Here is a 16,915-nt window from a genome sequence, read left to right on the forward strand (position 1 = left end):
CTCTCAAGGAGAGAACCATGTTGTCACCCGAAGTGCTCCGCGCCCTCGCCATCACTCCCGCCTCCTCGACGGAGGATCGGCTGGCGGACATCACCACCTATGGCCGGCGCAGCGGAAAGCCGCACCGCATCGAGGTGTGGTTCTATCGCGCCTACGGACGCATCTACCTCAGCACCACGCCGGCGAAGCGGGACTGGTACGCCAACCTCCTGGCGAACCCGCATTTCATCTTCCATCTCAAGATCGGCATCCACGCCGACCTCCCGGCCGTCGCCACGCCGATCACCGACCCCGAGGAACGGCGACGCATCTTCCAGGTCTTTGTCGATGACCTCAACCAGCCGAGCAACCCCGGTCACGTTCCGCAGCCGCAGTATGTGGAGGACTGGCTTGCCGGCAGCCCGCTCGCCGAGGTCACCTTCGACGACGCCTGAGTGCCCATGACACGCACGGCTCGGCCGTTCGAGATCGGTGCGAGTGCGGGCGAGCGGATGCGACGTCCGGCGCTCGGCTAGACTCGGCCGGTCGACGGATGCTGCGAAGCATCGTCGGGAGGGTTGTCCGAGCGGCCGATGGACCTGGTCTTGAAAACCAGTGGGCAGCAATGTCCCGTGGGTTCGAATCCCACACCCTCCGCGCAACCCGCATGGCTAAGCCCCATTTCGGTGTAGCGGATTCATGACAATCGACGAGATCGCCCGCGTAGCCTCCGAGTACTTCGGCCTCGACCACCTGCGTCCCGAGCAGCGCGAGGCCATCGAGGCATCCGTCGCCGGCCGCGACGTGCTCGTGGTGTGGGCCACCGGGTCGGGGAAGTCGGCGGTATACCAGGTCGCGGCGGCGCTTCGCCCGGGTCTCGCGGCCGTCGTCTCGCCGCTGATCGCACTGCAGGAGGATCAGCTCGCTCGGCTGGAGGAGGCTCCGGATGCTCCGACCGGCGTCGCGGTGAATTCGGCCCACGGCGCCAAAGCGCAGCGCGAGGCGTGGCGGCGGGTGAGCGCGGGTGAGGTCGAGTACGTGCTGCTCGCGCCCGAGCAGCTCGCCAAAGACGAGGTGGTCGACCGGCTCGCCGAGCAGAACGTATCGCTCCTCGTCGTCGACGAAGCGCACTGCATCGCGTCCTGGGGGCACGACTTCCGGCCCGACTACCTGCTCCTGGATGCGGTGGCCGACCGGCTCGGCCGGCCGCCGGTGCTCGCTCTCACCGCCACAGCATCCACGCCTGTCCGTGAGGAGATCGTCGAGCGCCTGGGAATGCGGGATCCGCTGATCCTCGCCGGCGACGTCGACCGGCCCAACATCACCCTCACCGTCCACCGTTACGCGGAAGGCTCCGACAGGCGCGCCGCCGTCTTGGCTGAAGTGGCCGAGCTGCCGAAGCCCGGTCTGCTGTACGCGGCCACGCGCCGCGGCTCGGAGGAGTACGCGAGCGAGTTCGAGAAGCGCGGCATCCGCGCCGTCGCCTATCACGCGGGCCTTCCCGCGCGCGAGCGCGAGCGTGTGCACGAGCGGTTCCATGCCGACGAGCTCGATGTGGTCGTCGCCACCTCCGCGTTCGGGATGGGGATCGACAAGCCGAACGTCCGCTTCGTCGTCCACGCGGACGCCCCCGATTCCGTGGATGCGTACGCGCAGGAGATGGGTCGCGCCGGACGCGACGGACAGCCCGCGCACGCGACCCTGCACTATCGCCCCGAAGATCTCGCCCTCCGCCGCTACTTCGCGACGAAGCATCCGGACGCCGCGGAGCTCCGCCGCCTCGTCGCCGCGCTGCAAGACGGCGTCACCAGGCCCAGCGAGCTTGCGCGAGTGGTCGACGCGAGCCTGCGGCGGGTCACCGCGCTGGTCGCCCTGCTCGTGGACGTCGCCGCGGTGCGCACGGAAGAGGATGGCCCGAAGCTGCGGCGCGGGCAGGACGCTGAGGCAGCCGTCTCCGCGGCGCTCGAGCGTACCGAGGAGCGTGAGCGGATCGACCGATCTCGCATCGAGATGCTTCGCGGCTACGCCGAGACGCGCCGGTGCCGGCGACACGTGCTGCTCGGCTACTTCGGGCAGACTCTCGACGAGCCGTGCGGCAACTGCGACACCTGCGCCGACGGGTCGGCGTACGAAGACCACGTGCCCCGCGTCGAGGCCGGAGCCAGGAAGCCCGGTGGGTTCGCGGTGGACGAGCGTGTCAGGCACTCCATCTGGGGGGAGGGCACGGTGATGGCCGTCGAGGATGACCGGATGACGGTGTTCTTCGAAAGTCAGGGGTACAAGCAGTTGTCGCTCGCCCTGATCGCCGAGCATCACCTTCTTCAGCCGGTCCTCACCGGCCTTTCAGGTGGGCGAACGTAGGATAGCGCCGCCCGCACGCCCGGAAGGACACGAGTGAGCTCGATCAAGCCCGTCCAGCGAGGTCGCCGTACGGTGGCCCGCCACGGTCGCCTGACCTCGCCGCGCCCGTTCGCCCAGGTGATGCGGATCCTCGCCATCGGCCTCGCTGTCGTTCTGGTCGCCGGGGCGGGTGTCGCCGCCTACATCGGGTACGACCTGACATCGAGCTTCAACGCCGACGCCGTTGAGCTCGACGGGCAGGGGCCGGTGCCGCCCGACATCGGTGAGATCGAAGGCGGCGTGAACCTCCTCATCACCGGCACGGACGAGTGCGAACCCGAGTTCGCCGGGTACTTCGGGGAGCGCTGCACGGGCCCCGACGCCGAGGGCAACCTCAACGACGTCAACATGCTCGTGCACATCTCGGACAACCCACGTCGCGTGACGGTGGTCTCGTTTCCCCGTGACCTGATGGTCCCCATCCCCGCGTGCACGGCCGAGGACGGGAGCTCCGTCTCGGCGTCGCGCAAGCAGCAGATCAACAGCGCCTTCATGACCGGGGGCCTATCGTGCGTCGTGAACACGGTGTCTGAGCTCAGTGGACAGGACATCCCCTTCGCGGCCAAGGTGAGCTTCGGGGGCGTCATCAACATCACCGACGCCGTCGGCGGAGTGGATGTTTGCATCGCCAACGGCATCCGCGACCGGCACACCGGCATCGACTGGCCCGCCGGAAACCGCAACATCCAGGGCATCGAGGCCCTGCAGTTCCTCCGCACCCGGCACGGCGTGGGTGACGGCGGCGACCTGGGGCGCATCAGCAACCAGCAGCAGTACATGTCCAAGCTGGCGCGCAAGCTGGTCAGCGAGGAAGTCCTCTCCAACCCCGCCGCCCTTTACAAGCTGGCCTCCACCGCGCTGGAGAATGTCGACCCGTCCACGAGCCTCACCAACCCGCTGACGCTCGTGCAGATCGCCCTCGCCGTGAAGAACGTGCCGTTCGAAGAGATCGTCTTCGTTCAGTACCCCACGGGCCCCGACCCCGCCGACCCGAACCGCGTGGTGCCCGACCTGGATGCCGCAGACGCGCTGTGGGCGGCCCTGGAGGCGAATCAGCCGCTGCAGTTGACCGGAGATGTCAGCGGCGGCGATGGCGTCATCGACGCGGATGCGCCGGACGGGGAGACCCCGGTCGAGCCGACCGATCCGACCGAGCCTGCCGAGGGTGCTGAGCCGACGGAGGGCGCGACGGAGACGCCCGCCCCGGAGGAGAGCGCCGTCGCCCTTCCCTCGAACATCACCGGGCAGACCGCAGCGCAGAACACCTGCTCCAACGGCAACCTCCGGTAGCCGCATCCGCCGTTCGAGGAGGCGCGTCGCGCCGGTTAGTATTAGTGCGTGCGTCCGCCGTTTCGGCGTCGGATGCCTGGAGACGTCGCATAGTCAGGCCTAGTGCACCACCCTGCTAAGGTGGAGTCCCCTTACGGGGACCGAGGGTTCGAATCCCTCCGTCTCCGCAGAAATCCCCCGGCAAGCCGGGGGATTTTGGTTTTGACGGTGTTACCAGTCGACACCGTGAGATGGGCCGTGTAGGCCCCAGGTGACCCGTCCTGTGGGACGGCGGTCGCAGATGCTCGGTGCCGGAGCCGAGGAGCAGTTCGTAGGGCTGCTTGCCGCGTGCGAGGGCTTGCACCATCGGGGCACGAGACGGGTGGGTGGATGCAACGACGATGTCGCCCCTCTCGTCATAGTGCATTTATAGAGTTGTACGAATCACTATTCGTCCCATATCGTGGGCTAGTAGGCGCTCGACTGAACGCGCGACCCGCAACGAGGCGGAGGTGGCCAGTGACCTTACCCATGGAAGTCGATGTCATCGTGCTTGGCAGCGGGGCTGCCGGGTTGACCGCGGCATTCGTCGCAGCGGCAGACGGTGCGACTGTCGCGTTGTTCGAGAAGCATGACCGGGTCGGTGGCACGAGCGCGTGGTCCGGCGGTCACGTCTGGATCCCGGCAAACTCGAAAATGCGCGAGCACGGTCTCGATGACAGCATCGCCGCGGGCGTCGAGTACCTGCTCGGCGTCGGGCGGGGCCTTGCCGAGGAACCGCTCGTCCGCGCCTTCGTCGAGAACGGCGCCGCGATGATCGACGACCTCGAGTCTCGTGGCGGCATCGAGTTCTACTCGGTCCCGGGGCTCCCCGACTACCACCCCGAGCATCCCGGGGGCCGGCCTGGCGGCGGACGCACCCTGGGTACTCCCTTGTTCCCGTTCCGCGAACTCGGCGAATGGCGTGACCGGGTCGAGGTCACGCCGTACTACTCGCCGTACTTCCGCATGGATGAGACCGGGATCGGCTCCGGCGTGCCGAAGCCGCCGACCGCTGACGAGCTGCAGCGTCGAGCCGATTCCGATGAACGCGGCCAGGGCGGCAGCCTCGTCGGTTTCCTCCTGCGGGCGGCCCTCGGCGCCGGCGTCTCGGTCGAGACGTCGACGCGCGGCCTCGAGCTCGTGCGAGACGGAGATCGGGTCGTCGGAGTGCAGATTGAGGATGCGGAGGGGCGGCGCGAGGTGCGCGCGCGGCTCGGGGTCATCCTCGCCACCGGTGGCTTCGAGTGGAACGAGTCGTACCGCAGGACCTATCTTCGGGGCGGGGTCCATCGACCGGCGTCGATCCCGACGAACACCGGTGACGGGTTGCGGATGTCGATGCGAGTTGGCGCCGACCTGCAGAACATGCGGGAGGCGTGGTGGACGCCGATCGCGATGCTGCCCGACGGCGTGAACCCGATGAATCTTGACATGATCAACGGCGATCGCACGCGACCGCGAAGCATCATGGTGAACCGTCGAGGACGCCGGTTCGTGAACGAAGCGGCGAACTACAACGCACTCGGAAGTGCGTTCCACCAGGAGGACGTCACGGCGTTCGGGCCGGCGAACATCCCGGCGTGGGTCATCCATGACCAGACGTACCTCGAGCGCTATGGATCCCGAGGGACGCCGTTCGACGGCACGTCCGCGCCACCTTGGCTCACGTCGGCGCCGAGCCTGCGCGCGCTCGCCGAACGGCTCGGGATCGATGCCGACGAACTCGAGTCGACGGTGGAGCGTTGGAACCGCGCCGTCGCCGACGGCGTGGATCCCGATTTCCGCCGTGGCGAAAGCGCCCACGATCGGTGGTGGGGTGACCCATGGAACAAGGGGACTCCGGCGTCGACGCTCGGCCCGATCACCGACGCACCCTTCTACGCCATGGAGCTCCGGCCCGGCGTGCTCGGCACCAAGGGCGGCCCGAAGGTCGACGCCGATGCGAGGGTCATCGATCTCGACGGTCAGCCGATACCCGGCCTGTACGCCGCCGGGAACGTCTCGTCGCCGACCGGTTCCGGCTACGGGGGTCCAGGCGGCACGCTCGGCCCGGGGATGACCTTCGCGTGGCTCGCCGCGCAGCACGTGACGAGCGATCTTCGGCCACTTGAGAGCAGGGAAGTCTGATGGACCCATCGATCAGCGTGGGGATCGCCTACCCCCAGAGCGAGCTCGGGGGCGACCCGGATGCGTTCAGGGCCTTCGGCGGTGAGGTCGAGCGGCTCGGCTTCGACCATCTCGTAATGTTCGACCACCCGGTGAACGCGGTGCACGGAATTGACCGCGACCCGCCGCTGCCGCCCCGCGCGTATACCGAGCGAGACCCGTTCCACGACCCACTCGTCGCGTTCGCGCACCTTGCAGCCCTGACCGAGCGGATCGAGCTCATCACCGCCGTGCTCGTGCTCCCGCAGCGGCAATCGGCCCTGGTCGCCCGTCAGGCCGCCGACGTCGCACTGCTGTCCGGTGGTCGACTCCGGCTCGGCGTCGGCGTCGGATACAACCCGGTCGAGTACGAGGCGCTCGGGCAGGACTTCCGAACCAGAGGGCGTCGGCTCGACGAGCAGATCCCGTATCTGCGCCGGCTCTGGACGGGCGAACCGCAATCCTTCAGCGGTCGATTCGACACCATTCTCGAGGCCGCGGTCGTCCCTCCGCCGCACGAGCCCATCCCCATCTGGATCGGAGGATCGTCCGAGGCGGCGTATTCGCGCGGTGCGCGCCTCGGTGATGGGTTCATCTTCGGGTATGGATTGGGCGACGAAGCGCTGACCGCATGGCAGCGAGTCCAGGACCTCCTGGGCGAAGCGGGCCGTCCTGTCGAGGGATTCCGGTCGGCGTTCAGTCTCCTGCCCGAGGAAGTGGGCAGTCGGAGCATCGGTGATGTGGTGGCGGCCGTGCTGCGAATTCGTGATGCGGGAGGTACCGACGCGACCGTGACGACGGCGCGATATGGGCTGACGTCGCTGCGGGACCACCTGGATTTTCTCGCAGAGATCCGGGATCGAGTCTGCGAGGCGCTCGCGGGTCGCTGATCAGCCTCACGAGCATGTGTGCATAATGCACGCGGGTGTGCAATAATTGGGATTCAGCGGCACAGCAGCCGCGACCGATTCGTGGCGATCTCCCCGAATGCTTGAGAAGCGTTAGAGACCGTGCACCGTGAGATACCAATGGAGGTAGCGTCACATGAGAACCATTCATCCCCGCCGCCGTGCGCTCGCCGCGCTCGTCGCCAGTACTGCGGTCATGGCGACTGTGCTGGTCGGGTGCACCCCGACCAGCGAGGCGCCCGAGGTCGAGGAGACGGCGACCGAGTTCGAACCACTCGTCATCACCTATGCCGACTACCTGACCGAGACGTCGACGTTCGGGCGGATGAGCCTCGCTTTCCAGGAGGGCGTCACCGAGCGTACCAACGGCGCCGTGACATTCGAGAACTACTGGGCCGGTGCCCTCCTCGGCGCTCCCGAGCAGCTCTCCGGGGTCCGTGATGGCACCGCCGACATCGCCCTCATCTTCGGCGGCATCTTCCCCGCCGAGCTTCCCGTCGCATCCTGGCTGCTCGGCCTCGGTCTCGACCAGACCGGCTCACCGCTCCACGACTTCGTCGGCGGGTCCGCAGCAATCCAGGAAATGGTGCAGGACTACAAGCCCCTCCTCACGGAGTTCGCGGGCCACAACCTCAAGCCGCTCTACTGGACCAGCACGGTGCCATTTGCGCCGTACTGCGTCGAGCCGGGCGAGACCGCCGATGCGTTCGCCGGCCGCAATACCCGCGCATCCGGCGTGTACCAGTCCGGCGCCACTGAGGCACTCGGCGGCGTGCCTGTCACCCTGCCGTTCAACGAGATCTACGAGGGTCTGCAGCGCGGTGTGATCGATTGCCAGCTCGTCAACCCCGGCGCCTACGCGTCGTACGGGTTCGAAGAGGTCTCGCCGGAGTTCCTCCCACTGCCCGTCATCTCCCCACTCGGCGGCTACACCGCGAACCTCGAGTTCTGGGAGTCACTGTCGCCCGAGCTGCAAAACATCATCTATGAAGAGGCCGCCAAGGCGACCGTGCTCGACTTCTCGACCATCGAGCTCGCGGACACCAGCGCCTTCGGCACGTTCCTCGAAGACGAGACCGTGCGGATCAACGACGTGAGCGAACTCCTGCCGATGCTCACTGAGTATCAGGAAGACACCCTCGCGGAGCTCGCAGCCACTGCGCCCGCCGGAGTCACCGACCCGGAAGCGATCATCGAGCGGTTCGTCGAGCGCAAGGCGTACTGGGGTGACGTGCTCGTCGAGCTGGGATACCCGCTCATCGACGGCGCCGACACCGAGGCGGTGTTCGACTTCTACGTCGGTGCCGCTGACATCGACATCGAGCCCTTCTGGGAGCGATTCCGTGAAGAATCGGTGCTGACGACGCTGCCGAACTGACGTCTGATCGCACTCCAGACTCGCGTGCCGCGGGCTGCAGGCTCGGCCCGTGGTGGGGCTGAAGCCAGCAGCCCGCGGCACGCGGTCGTTCCGCCGGACGTCAGTGCTTCGGAGCCCACGGCCGCCAGGCCGGATTCGCCGGCGAGATGATGTCGACCGACAGCGGGTCCACCACGGTGAACGCGGCGGGCACCTGACCGCGCACCTGGAAGATCCGCAGATACCCGGTGTGGCTGATGACCCAGCGGCCAGAGCGCTTCACGTACTCGTCGAGGCACATCGACGCCGCGCGGATGACGGTGTCGTCCTCGTAGACCACGAGCTCGTCGAGTCGCCACCGCGCACGCGCCGACGTCTCATCGAGGATCTCGATCTCGGGCTGGGCGACGACATGCGTGCTGTGACGCCTCGACCAGGTGCGGAGTTCCTCGACGACCGCGTCGGCCCCCAGGAGCTGCAGTGTGCCGTCGGCGTAGGCCGTCGTCACATCATCCGCGAGGCATTTCGCGTAGCACGACGTAGTCACGCGTGTCGATGCTGCGCATGTACTGGTGCTTGAGACGCCGGATATCTTCGATGTCGAGCAGTCGTTGCAGTGGATCCATGCAGGGCACGCGACCCGATGTGTGTATAACGAACATCAGTATGCGATACTTGGTCAGTCCGTGAGTTACCGATGGAGGTACGGCGCCATGGCCGATGAGCTGTCTGCAGTGCTGCAGCGCGAGCGCTGGGAGCAACGCTTCGGGTGGCTCCGCTGGATCGACCGGTCCACGACCGCGCTCGCCATCCTCGCGGGCATCGCCTGCCTCGGCATGATGGTGAACATCGTCGCCGATGTCATAGCGAGGGCAGTCGCCCGTCCGTTGCCCGGCACCGTCGATCTCACGCAGTTCGCGTGGATGCCGGTCGTCATCAGCCTGGGTCTCGGGTACGCCCTCCTCGTCGGCCAGCACATCAGGGTCACCCTGCTCACCGGTGAAGCATCCCCGCGCACTCAGCGCATCATCGAGATCATCGGCATGGCCGTCACCCTCGCCACGGCCGCCGCACTCGCGTGGTTCAGCATGGAGCGGGCGATGACGGCGACGGGGATCGCCGAAGCGCCGGCGTCGACCCCGTGGCTGCCGATCTGGGCGTTCCGATGGGTGCTCGTGATCGGCGTCCTCGGTCTCGTGCTCCAGGCCGCCGCCCAGTTGGTGCGCGCGATCACCGTTCCCGAGTTCGACCCCGAAGACGACAACGAACTCGTGAACCTCGGCTCGCAGCCGCCGGTCACGAACCTCGACGAAGCGCTCGACGCGGCGCAGAGCAGCGGGGGCATCCGATGACCACCGTCGCCACCGAGCCGGATCGCAAGCAGCTCGTCCGTGCGCGCCGATGGTCGATCGGCCTCATCATCACCGGATCGATCAGCGTGCTCTTCGTCGTGCTCCTGCTCGCCGTCGAGCTCGACAAGCTCACGATCGGACTGCTCACCCTCGGTCTGATGCTCGGACTCATGCTCATCAAGGTTCCGATCGGCATCTCGATGGCGCTCCCCGGCATCCTCGGCATCTTCGTCCTCGTCGGCCCTCGAGCGGTGACCGGTACGCTACAGGACTCCCTCTTCAACACCTTCGCCTCGTGGTCGTACAGCGTGATCCCGATGTTCGTGCTCATGGGGGTCGCGCTCGGCAAGAGCGGCCTGATGATCAAGGCCTTCGAGGTGGCCCGCCGCTGGCTCGGTTGGTTGCCCGGCGGACTCGCCGTCTCGACGAACTTCGCCGGTGCCGGACTCGCTTCGACGAGCGGCAGCTCGATCGGCATCGCCTACGCGATCGGCCGCGTCGCGATCCCCGAGATGATCCGCGAGAAGTATCCGCCGTCGCTCGCGCTGGCGTCGGTAGCAGCCACGGGCTCGCTCGGCATGGTGATCCCGCCGAGCATCCTCCTGGTCATCTACGCCGGCGTCGCCGAGACCTCGGTCGGCCAGCAGCTCCTCGCGGGCATCGTCCCCGGATTCATCCTCGCCATCCTGTTCACCATCGTCATCGTCGTGTGGAGCCTCATCGCGAAGGTGCGATCGAAGAACGCCACGACCTACACCTGGCGACAGCGGTTCGGCGTCCTCCCGTTCCTGCTCCCGATCCTCCTTATCGCGCTCGTCGTGCTCGGCGGCATCTACCTCGGACTCTTCACCGCCACCGAAGCGGGCGCGATCGGTGCGGCCATCACCGTCGTGGTCGGTGTGGTCGCCGTCATCACGACCACGCTGAACGCCCGTCGCACAGGAGTCCAGCCGAAACCGAGGGTCGTCCGATCCCTCGGCGTCTTCTTCAGCGGCACCCTGCGCGAGACGATCGCCGCCGTCTCGTCGATCTTCCTGCTCCTCGTCGGTGTGCTCGTGCTGACGAAGGTCATGGCCCTCAGCGGACTCGCGCAGAGCTTCGCCGACTTCATCATCACGATGGGGCTCGACCGCACGGGGTTCCTGCTCATGCTGATCCCGCTCTACCTGATCCTCGGCATCTTCCTCGAGTCCCTGCCGATGATGCTGCTCACGTTCCCGGTGCTGCTCGGACCACTCACGGCGCTCGACGTCGATCTCATCTGGTTCGGCATCTTCTTCATCATCATCGCCGAGATCGACCTCATCGCACCGCCGCTCGGGGTGCTCAACTTCGTCGTCCACTCCATCGCGCGGCAGGGCACGAAGGGCATGCCCGGCGTCAACATCCGACTCACCGACGTGTACAAGGGCGTGGTGCCGTTCATCACGGCCGCGGTCGTGCTCATCGTGCTGCTGACGGTGTTCCCGGAGATCGTGACCTGGTTGCCCGACCTGTCCGTCAGCGGGTGACGCTCAGGCGACCGGGGCCACGCGATGCGCTCCGGCGGCCTTCGCTCCGCTGATGGCGGGATGCTCGGCGCCTGGCGACGAGATGAGCAGCGTGCGCTCGAGGCGACGGTAGGTGAAGAGCCAGACGCCGTCGCGGCGCTCGCAGCGTTCGTGATAGAACCCGAACCCACGTGCCCAGTGCTCGGCGTCGCCCTGCGACCAGTAGAGCTGGTCTTCCAGGTACCAGATGGCCGAGGCCGAATCCGGCGATTCGATCGTGATGTCGGGCGTGTGCGAGTGATGCACCGTCGCGACGCCCTCGAGCACCGCGCTCGCCCGCTCGACCAGCGCCTCAGGGCCGATCCACGACTCAAACCCGTCGTTCGCCGACTCGTGGTCGGGGGCATGCAGGGCAGCATAGGTCGACCAATCCTTCTGGTCGAGCGCCCGATCCCGACGAGCCTTGAGCTGCAGGACCTCCTGGATTGCGATGAGCCGATCGAGATCGGCGGACTCGCCGGCGATCACGAGATCCCGAGCTCGTCGGTGGCGGCCGCGCGGCCGGCGTTGCGACCCCAGATGCCGGCGACCGCTAGCGTGGCGCCGGCGCCGCCGTAGACCATGCCCGACGCGCTCGCCGCCGCGTTGCCGGCGGCGTAGAGGCCGGGGATTACTGGCCCGTCGACATGCAGGACACGACCAGACCCATCGGTCTTCGGTCCGCCCTTCGTGCCGAGTGCCGAGCTGAAGAGCTCGGTCGCGTAGAAGGGGCCGGCTTCGAGAGGGCCGAGCGTCGAGAACACCGAATCGGGGTCGAGGATGCGGCCGCCGGGGAAGCGGTCGTACGCGCTGACGCCCCGCGAGAAGTCGGGATCGATCCCGTCGATCGCGTTCGCATTGAACCTCGCCACCGATTCGGTGAGGCCCGCGGCGTCCACGCCGATGAGTGCTGCGAGCTCGTCGAGCGTGTCGGCGCTCGTGACCCAGTCGGGAACGCCGCCGCCGGCGCCGCCGCCGAAGACGCCGAATCGATCGACCACCGATTGGGAGAAGATGATGAAGGCGGGCAGGTTCGGGTAGGTGAGGCGCGATTCGTCGAGATGATGGAAGGCGCCGCCGAACGCGTTGTAGTTCGCCGCCTCGTTCGCGAAGCGGCGCCCCGCCGAGTTGACGATGATGGAGCCGGGCATCGCCCGCTCTCTGGCCACCAGGAGGCCGTGCTCGCCGCCGTCGCGACGCTCGCCGGGGAGGGCGATCACCGGCGACCACCATGCCTCGCGCATGTTGCCGAGGTCGGCACCGACCCGCATCGACATCCTGAGGCCGTCACCCGTGTTCGTCGGTGCCCCGACGCGCCTCGTGAGGGGACCTCGGAGGAATGACCGGGAGAGCTCGGCGTCGTACTCGAAGCCGCCGGTCGCGATGACGACCGCCTTGGCGGTGACGGCGATGTCGCCCGAAGGTGTCGACACCTCCACGCCTCGGACGCCGTCGTCCATGATCAGCCGGAGGCCCCTGACGTCGGTGCGCACCTCGACGCCGCGCTCGAGCACGGCCTCGAGGAGACCCCCGACGAGGGCTCGACCGAGTCCCTCCTGCAGGGCAGCCTCTCGCTGGGCGAGCACCTCGGGGGCGATCACGCCGGTTCCACCGCCGAGCGGCATCTCGACGAGCACGACGCGGCGCGCATCGCCGCTGATCCGATCGACCCACTCCGGGATGCGCTCGAACGAGAAGAGACCGGGCTCGAGCGTGCGACCGCCACCGGCCAGGGCGCCCGGGTTCTCGGTGTGATAATCGGGGAAGCCCTCGACCACGGTGAAGCGGAGTCGCGTCTCGCGCTCGAGGAAGTCGATGAGATCGGGCCCGCCGCTGACGAGCACCTCGGCCAGCTCGGGATCGATGAGGTCGTTCGACAGGCTCATCAGATACTCGAGACCGCGCTCGACCGAGTCGTCGATGCCGAGTTCCTCGGCCTGATGATTGCCCGGGATCCAGATGCCGGCCCCGGAGAGCGCGGTGGTCCCACCGATGAGGGAGGCCTTTTCGAGCACGATGACCTTGGCGCCCTCGACCGAGGCTGCCAGGGCTGCCGTGAGGCCGGCTGCGCCCGAACCGAGGACGATCACATCGAACGATTCCTGCATGTCACACCTTTGCGCCGGCGATCGTGCTCGACGCGGCGTTCGGCGAACGTGCGCATAGAGAGCACGATTGATCCCTAATTGCACCAAGCCTATCCGGCACGGCACGCGCAATCAAGGCGGGAAGCACGGATGCTCCACCGCCCGGCCTCGTCGTCTAGGAGGACTCGCCGCGCAGGAGGGCGCCGACGTCGTCGGCGGCCTGGCGCATGATCGGACCGGCCGTCTCGGCGATGTCGGAGCGGTAGGTGATGAGGTTCAGGCAGGCCGACGTGACCCCATCGGTCGGGATCCACGCGGCGACCGCGAACTGGCCCTCTTCGATTTCGGCATGGCTCGATGCGTACCCGCGGGTGCGCGCGACCGCGACCGCCTCGGGTTCCCCGTCGCGCGGTGGTTTGGCCGCGAGGAGCGCGTACCCGGCAGCGCCGAGAGTGAGCGGCGTGCGCATCCCTGGACGGAACGCGATGTGGTGCGAGGCCGTCGTCGGTTCCACCATCGCGATCGCGACGGCCTCGTCGCTCTGTTCGACGAAGAGCGAGACGGTGGATTGGAGCCGATCGGCGAGGGTGCGCATGACGGGCCGGGTGATGTCGCGCAGCGTCGGCAGGTACGACTCCGACAGCGTCGCGAGCCGAGCCCCTGGCGCATAGAGGCCATCGCGGGTCCTGGTGGCGAGGTCGAAGTCGACGAGCGTCTGCAGGAGGCGGTACGAGATCGACCGGTGGACCCCGAGCAACTCGCTCACCCGCTGCACCGTGAGTCCCTCGCGCGAGTCGGCGATCGCCAGCATGACGTGCAACCCCCTCGCGAGAGTCTGGTTGCCATCACGGGGCTTCACGGCTCCATTGCTGTTCGCATTCTGCACATTTCTCAGCATAGCCTCGACGTCAGACCAGCCGCAGGATGTCTTCGACGCGCTCTTTCGCATCGCCGAACAGCATCGAGGTGTTCTCGCGGAAGAACAACGGGTTCGACACCCCCGCATAGCCTGACGCCATCGATCGTTTGAACACGATCACGTGGCCTGCTTCCCACACGCGAAGCACCGGCATCCCGGCGATCGGGCTGCTCGGATCCTCGGCGGCCGCTGGATTGACGGTGTCGTTCGCTCCGATCACGAGGACGACCGAGGTCGATCCGAGATCGTCGTTGACCTCGTCCATCTCGAGCACGATGTCGTACGGCACCCGCGCCTCCGCGAGCAGTACGTTCATATGCCCCGGTAGCCGCCCGGCCACCGGATGGATCCCGAACCGCACGTCGATGCCGCGTTCGCGGAGCCGGTTGGCCAGCTCGGCGACCGGATACTGGGCCTGGGCGACGGCCATACCGTAGCCGGGGGTGATGACCACGGTCTCGGCGTCCATGAGCAGCTCCGCCGCATCCGCCACTGAGATCTCACGGTGCTCACCCACCGCGTCGTCGCCGACGACGGGGGCCTCGATGCCGAATCCGCCGGCGATGACCGAGAAGAACGATCGGTTCATCGCCTTGCACATGATGTACGAGAGGTAGGCACCGGAGGAACCGACGAGGGCACCGGTCACGATGAGCAGGTTGTTCGAGAGCAGGAAGCCGGCGGCCGCGGCGGCCCACCCCGAGTAGCTGTTGAGCATCGACACGACGACGGGCATGTCGCCGCCGCCGATGGAGGCGACGAGGTGCCATCCGAGGGCGAGCGCGAGGATCGTGACGACCACGAGCAACCAGAGCGCCGGTGAGACGACGAACCAGACGGTCAGCCCGACGAACGCGACCAGGGCGCCGACATTGAGCAGGTTCTTGCCGGGCAGCATGAGCGGTCGGGACGAGATCCGCGCCGACAGCTTGAGGTGGGCGACGATCGAGCCCGTGAAGGTCACGGCGCCGATGAAGACGCCGATGAAGATCTCGGCGTTGTGGATGTCGCGGAGGGCGCCGTCGAGACCGCTGTGATGGAGGGCGCCACTCCACCCGACCAGCACCGCGGCGAGTCCGACGAACGAGTGCAGGAGTGCGATGAGTTCGGGCATCCCGGTCATCTCGACGACCCGCGCACGCCACAGACCGATCGAGCCGCCGACCACGACCGCGACGATGAGGAGCACGAGCCCGACCGTCGCCTGCGGATCGCCCCACGCGTTCTCGACGGTGACCCAGACGGTGGCGCCCACCGCGAGGAGCATTCCGGTGATCCCGAAGACGACGCCAGATCGAGCGGTCTCGTGGGTGCTGAGTCCTCGCAGGCTCAGAATGAACAGCACCGCGGCGACAAGGTAGGCGGCGGTCGAGATGGCGGCGGCGGTCATCGGTCGGCCTTCCGGAACATGGCGAGCATCCGCCTCGTGACGGCGAATCCGCCGACGACGTTGATCGACGCCAGCAGGACGGCGATCGAAGCCAGGATCTGCACCGGCAGATCGGGGATGGTCAGCTGCAGCATGGCGCCGATCACGATGATGCCCGAGATCGCGTTCGTGATGCTCATGAGTGGGGTGTGCAGCGCGTGGTGGACCTTGCCGATGACGTAGAAGCCGACGACCGTCGAGAGCACGAGCACCGTCAGATGCTCAGGGAGCGGCGCGGGGGCGATCGCCGCGACGGCGAAGAGTGCGGCGATGCCGAGCACGATGAGCGCGGCGCGTCGTATCGGCGACGATCGGCGAGCCGGGGAATTGGGGGCCGGCGGTGCGGTCGCCGCGATCGGTGCCGCGGACACCGTGACCTGGGGAGGAGGCCAGGTCGACTCCCCGTCGCGGACGACGGTGATCGAGCGCTGCACCACGTCGTCGAAGTCCAGGACGAGGCGGCCGTCCTTGCCGGGGGTGAGCAGGGTCAGCAGGTTGACGAGGTTCCGTCCGTACAGCTGCGAGGCCTGGGCGGGGAGACGGGCGGCGAGATCGGAATAGCCGAGGATGACGACGCCGTTCTCGGTGACCGTCCGCTCGCCGTTCTTCGATCCTTCGACGTTGCCGCCCTGGGCCGCCGCCATGTCGACGATGACACTGCCGGGCTTCATGGCCGCGACGTCGGCGGCCGTGATGAGCCTGGGGGCAGGCCGCCCCGGGATGAGCGCGGTCGTGATGATGATGTCCACGTCGCGCGCGTTGGTCGAGTAGAGGTCGGCCGCAGCGCGGTCGTACGCCTCACTGGTCGCTTTCGCATAGCCGTCGGTCGATGCCATCTCCTCGTCGACGACGACCGGGAGGTACGTGCCGCCGATCGACTTCACCTGGTCGGCGACCTCGGGCCTGGGGTCGGTCGCCACGACGATCGCCCCGAGGCTCGAGGCGGCGCCGATCGCGGCGAGACCGGCGACGCCGGCGCCGGCGACGAGAACGCGCGCCGGTGGCACCTTGCCGGCGGCGGTGACCTGGCCGGTGAAGAACCGACCGAACTCGTGCGCCGCTTCGATGACGGCGCGGTAGCCGGCGATGTTCGACATCGAGCTCAGCACGTCCATCGACTGCGCCCGCGAGATGCGGGGCACGGCATCGAGGGCGAGTGCGGTGATGCCTCGTGTCTCGAGCGATTCCCGGATGTCGGGGCGGAGGGCGGGGCTCAGCAGCGCGATGATCGTCGCGCCGTCGGCGAGCAGCGCGACCTCGGCCGGTGACGGCGCGGCGATCTTCAGCACGATGTCGCTGCCCCACGCCGACCGTCGATCGGTGATCTGAGCACCTGACGCCTCGTACGCGGAGTCCGGGAACGAGGATGCGACACCGGCGCCGGTCTCGACCGCGACGATGTATCCGAGGGCGAGCAGAGTCGTCACCGTCGCCGGCGTCGCCGACACCCTCGTCTCGCCGTCGCCCTCTGCGACGATGCCGATTCGTGCCACTGGTCG

14 protein-coding genes and 2 tRNA genes are annotated in these 16,915 nt (G+C 67.7%); 10 read left to right on the top strand and 6 right to left on the bottom strand.

What is annotated here, in order from left to right:
- The first annotated feature begins 17 nt into the window (after window positions 1-17).
- The 8 genes from AC4FS1_RS14060 (at window position 18) to AC4FS1_RS14095 (ending at window position 8,121) form a co-directional block, all read left to right on the top strand.
- Window positions 18-434 (top strand): nitroreductase/quinone reductase family protein, encoded by a 417-nt coding sequence (locus AC4FS1_RS14060; RefSeq protein ID WP_491156143.1) that lies wholly within the window; start codon window positions 18-20, stop codon window positions 432-434.
- A gap of 117 nt (window positions 435-551) precedes the next feature.
- Window positions 552-636 (top strand) — tRNA-Ser (locus AC4FS1_RS14065).
- A gap of 42 nt (window positions 637-678) precedes the next feature.
- Entirely contained in the window at window positions 679-2,340 is a 1,662-nt protein-coding gene (locus AC4FS1_RS14070; protein ID WP_491156145.1) for a RecQ family ATP-dependent DNA helicase, read from the top strand.
- A gap of 33 nt (window positions 2,341-2,373) precedes the next feature.
- Window positions 2,374-3,669, top strand: coding sequence for an LCP family protein (locus tag AC4FS1_RS14075; RefSeq protein WP_491156146.1), 1,296 nt, complete (start codon window positions 2,374-2,376; stop codon window positions 3,667-3,669).
- Window positions 3,670-3,747: 78 nt separating this feature from the next.
- Window positions 3,748-3,836 (top strand) — tRNA-Ser (locus AC4FS1_RS14080).
- A 331-nt stretch (window positions 3,837-4,167) separates the two neighbouring features.
- Window positions 4,168-5,817 (top strand): FAD-dependent oxidoreductase, encoded by a 1,650-nt coding sequence (locus AC4FS1_RS14085; RefSeq protein ID WP_491156149.1) that lies wholly within the window; start codon window positions 4,168-4,170, stop codon window positions 5,815-5,817.
- Complete coding sequence (locus AC4FS1_RS14090) at window positions 5,817-6,725, top strand: LLM class F420-dependent oxidoreductase (protein ID WP_491156151.1); 909 nt, start codon at window positions 5,817-5,819, stop codon at window positions 6,723-6,725. Before AC4FS1_RS14085 ends, AC4FS1_RS14090 begins: the two co-directional genes overlap by 1 nt.
- Before the next feature lie 154 nt (window positions 6,726-6,879).
- Complete coding sequence (locus AC4FS1_RS14095) at window positions 6,880-8,121, top strand: type 2 periplasmic-binding domain-containing protein (protein ID WP_491156153.1); 1,242 nt, start codon at window positions 6,880-6,882, stop codon at window positions 8,119-8,121.
- Window positions 8,122-8,221: 100 nt separating this feature from the next.
- On the opposite strand, the gene AC4FS1_RS14100 is transcribed toward AC4FS1_RS14095, so the two are convergent.
- Entirely contained in the window at window positions 8,222-8,647 is a 426-nt protein-coding gene (locus tag AC4FS1_RS14100) for a nuclear transport factor 2 family protein (RefSeq protein WP_491156155.1), read from the bottom strand.
- Between the two features lie 139 nt (window positions 8,648-8,786).
- On the opposite strand from AC4FS1_RS14100, the gene AC4FS1_RS14105 reads away from it, so the two are divergent.
- The gene (locus tag AC4FS1_RS14105; protein ID WP_491156157.1) at window positions 8,787-9,452 is read left to right on the top strand and encodes a TRAP transporter small permease subunit; all 666 of its coding nucleotides are present in this window, start codon (window positions 8,787-8,789) and stop codon (window positions 9,450-9,452) included.
- Window positions 9,449-10,963, top strand: coding sequence for a TRAP transporter large permease (locus tag AC4FS1_RS14110; RefSeq protein WP_491156159.1), 1,515 nt, complete (start codon window positions 9,449-9,451; stop codon window positions 10,961-10,963). Before AC4FS1_RS14105 ends, AC4FS1_RS14110 begins: the two co-directional genes overlap by 4 nt.
- Before the next feature lie 3 nt (window positions 10,964-10,966).
- On the opposite strand, the gene AC4FS1_RS14115 is transcribed toward AC4FS1_RS14110, so the two are convergent.
- The 5 genes from AC4FS1_RS14115 to AC4FS1_RS14135 form a co-directional block, all read right to left on the bottom strand.
- Window positions 10,967-11,470 (bottom strand): nuclear transport factor 2 family protein, encoded by a 504-nt coding sequence (locus AC4FS1_RS14115; RefSeq protein ID WP_491156161.1) that lies wholly within the window; start codon window positions 11,468-11,470, stop codon window positions 10,967-10,969.
- Window positions 11,467-13,089 (bottom strand): FAD-dependent oxidoreductase, encoded by a 1,623-nt coding sequence (locus tag AC4FS1_RS14120; RefSeq protein ID WP_491156163.1) that lies wholly within the window; start codon window positions 13,087-13,089, stop codon window positions 11,467-11,469. The genes AC4FS1_RS14115 and AC4FS1_RS14120 overlap by 4 nt, the downstream gene beginning before the upstream one ends.
- Before the next feature lie 154 nt (window positions 13,090-13,243).
- Window positions 13,244-13,927, bottom strand: coding sequence for an IclR family transcriptional regulator (locus AC4FS1_RS14125; RefSeq protein WP_491156165.1), 684 nt, complete (start codon window positions 13,925-13,927; stop codon window positions 13,244-13,246).
- 49 nt (window positions 13,928-13,976) lie between these two features.
- Window positions 13,977-15,377 carry a Re/Si-specific NAD(P)(+) transhydrogenase subunit beta gene (gene pntB / locus AC4FS1_RS14130; RefSeq protein WP_491156167.1) on the bottom strand — a complete coding sequence of 467 codons (1,401 nt, stop codon included), beginning with the start codon at window positions 15,375-15,377 and terminating at the stop codon, window positions 13,977-13,979.
- Window positions 15,374-16,909 (bottom strand): Re/Si-specific NAD(P)(+) transhydrogenase subunit alpha, encoded by a 1,536-nt coding sequence (locus AC4FS1_RS14135; RefSeq protein ID WP_491156168.1) that lies wholly within the window; start codon window positions 16,907-16,909, stop codon window positions 15,374-15,376. The genes pntB and AC4FS1_RS14135 overlap by 4 nt, the downstream gene beginning before the upstream one ends.
- Between the last annotated feature and the right edge of the window lie 6 nt (window positions 16,910-16,915).

The sequence above is a fragment of the Microbacterium sp. Z12_35 genome (assembly GCF_058310475.1).